This is a genomic window from Nocardia glycosmidis (assembly GCF_052545115.1).
In genome coordinates, this window is the sequence record NZ_JBQWRH010000047.1 from 1 (window position 1) to 3,009 (window position 3,009).

Consider the following 3,009-nt stretch of genomic DNA (forward strand, 5'->3'; position numbering starts at 1 on the left):
GATTCCCCCGCCGAGCACCTTCGTGATCTACTCACCACCTGAGAAACTTGGGGCGACGCCCCCTGGAATCCGAGCCCTGGAACATCTGCTGGACTTGTTGTTCGATCTTTTGTTTCCGCTGGCGCCTTTCCGACGGCGTCGGCGTTGGTGACTGGGGCGGGGTGTTCCGGTTTGTCGATGTCGCATGATCTGCCGTGGATCGGGCGCGTCGTGTGGGCTCTCGGTCGCGGCGGGGTCCCAGGCGAACGTTGCGCAACCGGGGGAACGTTTCCTCGACGTCGGACAGCATCTTCTCCACCCGTCCGTGGAGATCCGGCGACCGCGCAGCCGTCATACCAAGGAGGACTGTGAGGGCATGAAATTGGAGAACATCTATCGGCTCGTTCATTTCGCCGATGCCGGATAGATAGCCACGGATCTTGCAGCGCAACTCGCGCTCAGCGTCCCCCACGAGCTCGTCGAGTTCCGCGAAAGACCTACCGTTGCTGACCATTTCGAAATGCTACCGAACCAGCCGAGGAAGCGCGCCGGATCACGGTTCTCGAAGACTGGCCAGATGCCCTACTTCGATGATCTTGAAACTCGCCGCTAGCCGGTCTCGCGGAGTCCGCCCGGCCCCAGCCTGGACTCGGCACGGTTCAGCTCGGGCGGGGGGAAGGCGAACGGGTCGCGCCGTTTCCTGCCGTGCAGGCGGTCATAGACGCGCATCCACGGTTCGATCAAGTCGGCCTTGCAGTCGGGCACACAGCGGTACCCGTAGGTGCGGCAGTAGCAGCCGCGCAGGAAACTCACCACCACGTCGCGTTCGGGCAGCGTGTTGGTCTGCTCCGCGTCGCGGAACCGCGCGAATACCGCCGAGCGGGAGGGTAGATAACTGCCCGGATGGATCTTCGCCGTGCTCAAGACCTTCTCCATGCTGCGCTCGGACGCCTTGGCCAGCGCGCGCAGCTTGCCGACGTACTCCGCGGCGGTGGTGACCCCGCCGAGGTCGATCACCGGCGGCGGGCTGTGCTCGTCGACCTGGCGGAGGAACTTGGCCCTCGGGCGGTAATGCAGGCGCTGGAACAGTTTGTGCCAGTAGCGGATCTCCTCCGAGTTCAACCCGCATCCACTCAGGAAGGCCAGCACCACCTCCCAGCGCAGTTCGACCCGGCCGGGCTTGAACAGGTCATGCAGGGTCGTGTGGCCTGGCGCGATGCCGCCGCCGACGATGCCCTCCGGGGTGACCGAGAAGGTCCGCACGCGCCCCGCGATCTGGCGGTAGGACGGGTTATCTACCGAGGCCCGCAGGTGCCGAAGCGCTTCGACGTAGCGGCCGACGGTGCGCACCGCGCTTGGGTCGGGCAGGTACAGATCCTGCCGATACCCGCGCAGGCGCACCAGCGCGGGCTCGGGCTCCGGCTTCACCGACGTCGGCTCGGACTCTCCGGGCGCGAGCAGCTCGAGCTGGACGCCGTCGACCTGCCGACGCCGCCGGACCAGCGGCGTCGAGTTAATGACCGTCGGCTGGGCCTCGCCGCTGTGGCGATCCCGCGCCTGCTGCCACAGCGCCTTCCATTGCGCCATCTCGTCTTTGGACGGGTCCTGCTCATCCTCGACGACGCCGAGCGCGGCGACGATCGTGCGCACCGAGTCCCACGACACCGGCCAGTTCGCCCGCTCGACCCGGTTGACGATCGTGCGGCTATAGACGATCTGCACCGCGAGGGTCCGCTGACTGACGCCGGCGGACTCGCGCAGCTCCCGGACACGGTCGGCCAGGACCAGCCGTGGGTCGGCAGCTCGTGCGTCCTCGGTCTCGGCGGTCTGGTCGCTTCGCACCCGTCGGGCACCGCCACGGGCCGGGCGCACCATCAGGCACCCGCCCGTGCTGCCGGTGCCGCCTTGGTCAGCGTGAGCGGCGTGGTCGTCAGCTGGGTGGCGGCCGTGCCGAGCGCGACGACGACACCAGAGGCGGTGACCAGGTCTGCGCCGTTGGCGTGCAGGACGATCGCCACCCCGGCCATCATTCCAAACGCCCACACGCGCGCGGAAAGGCCGCCACCGCGGTGGAAGCGACGGAAACCGCCGACAGGATCGGGATCGGTACGGAAAACCTCGGGAACACGCAGAGAGATGCGCATGGTGACCTTTCGGGTGAGAACACGTCGTCCGGGCGATGGGCTGGGGGTCTGCCGAACTCTTCTCCCGCAGACGGCAATCCGCGGGTGCCGGTAGATCCCAACCCTGATATTCACTTGCCCTTCAAGGAAACCCGATTTTGCGGAATTACTACACAGCTCAACGGCAAATCTCGAGCGGCCCCAAACGCACGTCGACGGACTCCACCGACGAGTGGCAACACCAACCTGTTTCAGTGTTGCCACCCCCTCCAGACCGCGCATTCCGTGTCCCTATATGCCCCCCTTGCGCACATCACCCGGGAGAATTGACCCGGTCCTATAACGCTCCACCAGCGATTATGCAGACCGCGCTCGGCCGGGCATAGCACAGGTATTCACGCCTGCGGATCAACTGGTTGTCCGGGATCGTCCGGTCTCCCTCGACGACAGCGAGCCCGGACAGAGATAGTGGTCCAGTCGCCGTTACGCGACATTGCACGACCTTTCGTGCGATCGGGAACCGTCCACTCGTCCGGGCGATCTCGACTCGGCCGGTCTCCCTGCGGCAACGGGGAGACCGGCCACATAACCATCCCGACGCGGCTCTGACCAGCGTCTATCCTGATCTTGTGGGTCTATCGGTGCCAGCAACCGATGCTGGCTACGGCCGGACGGCCACCACCGCCGCCAGGCGGCTGGACCGCGGAAATGAAATGGGACGGAGTGCGCGCGATCGCCCGCGCCACGACCGCCAGCATCGGCTTGTTCAGCCGCAACCTGCGCGAGATCACCAGCTTCTACCCCGAGATCGCCGCCGTGCTGGCCGAGATCACCGACGGGCGCACCGTGTTGCTCGACGGCGAGCTACGTCGACCCCGACGAGTCCGGCGCCCCGTCGTTCTCCCGG

3 protein-coding genes and 1 pseudogene are annotated in these 3,009 nt (G+C 66.5%); 1 reads left to right on the forward strand and 3 read right to left on the reverse strand.

What is annotated here, in order from left to right; all coding sequences use genetic code 11:
* Positions 1–31 precede the first annotated feature (31 nt).
* From ACT86A_RS27385 to ACT86A_RS27395, 3 genes are all read right to left on the reverse strand, one after another.
* On the reverse strand, positions 32–493 hold the full coding sequence (locus tag ACT86A_RS27385; protein ID WP_445095112.1) for a hypothetical protein: 462 nt from the start codon (positions 491–493) through the stop codon (positions 32–34).
* Between the two features lie 95 nt (positions 494–588).
* Positions 589–1,821 (reverse strand): helix-turn-helix domain-containing protein, encoded by a 1,233-nt coding sequence (locus tag ACT86A_RS27390; RefSeq protein ID WP_445095113.1) that lies wholly within the window; start codon positions 1,819–1,821, stop codon positions 589–591.
* Between the two features lie 32 nt (positions 1,822–1,853).
* The gene (locus ACT86A_RS27395; RefSeq protein WP_445095114.1) at positions 1,854–2,123 is read right to left on the reverse strand and encodes a hypothetical protein; all 270 of its coding nucleotides are present in this window, start codon (positions 2,121–2,123) and stop codon (positions 1,854–1,856) included.
* A gap of 702 nt (positions 2,124–2,825) precedes the next feature.
* Between ACT86A_RS27395 and ACT86A_RS27400 the strand changes: the two are divergent.
* Positions 2,826–3,009 (forward strand): annotated as a pseudogene (locus ACT86A_RS27400) (hypothetical protein); the annotation flags it as partial.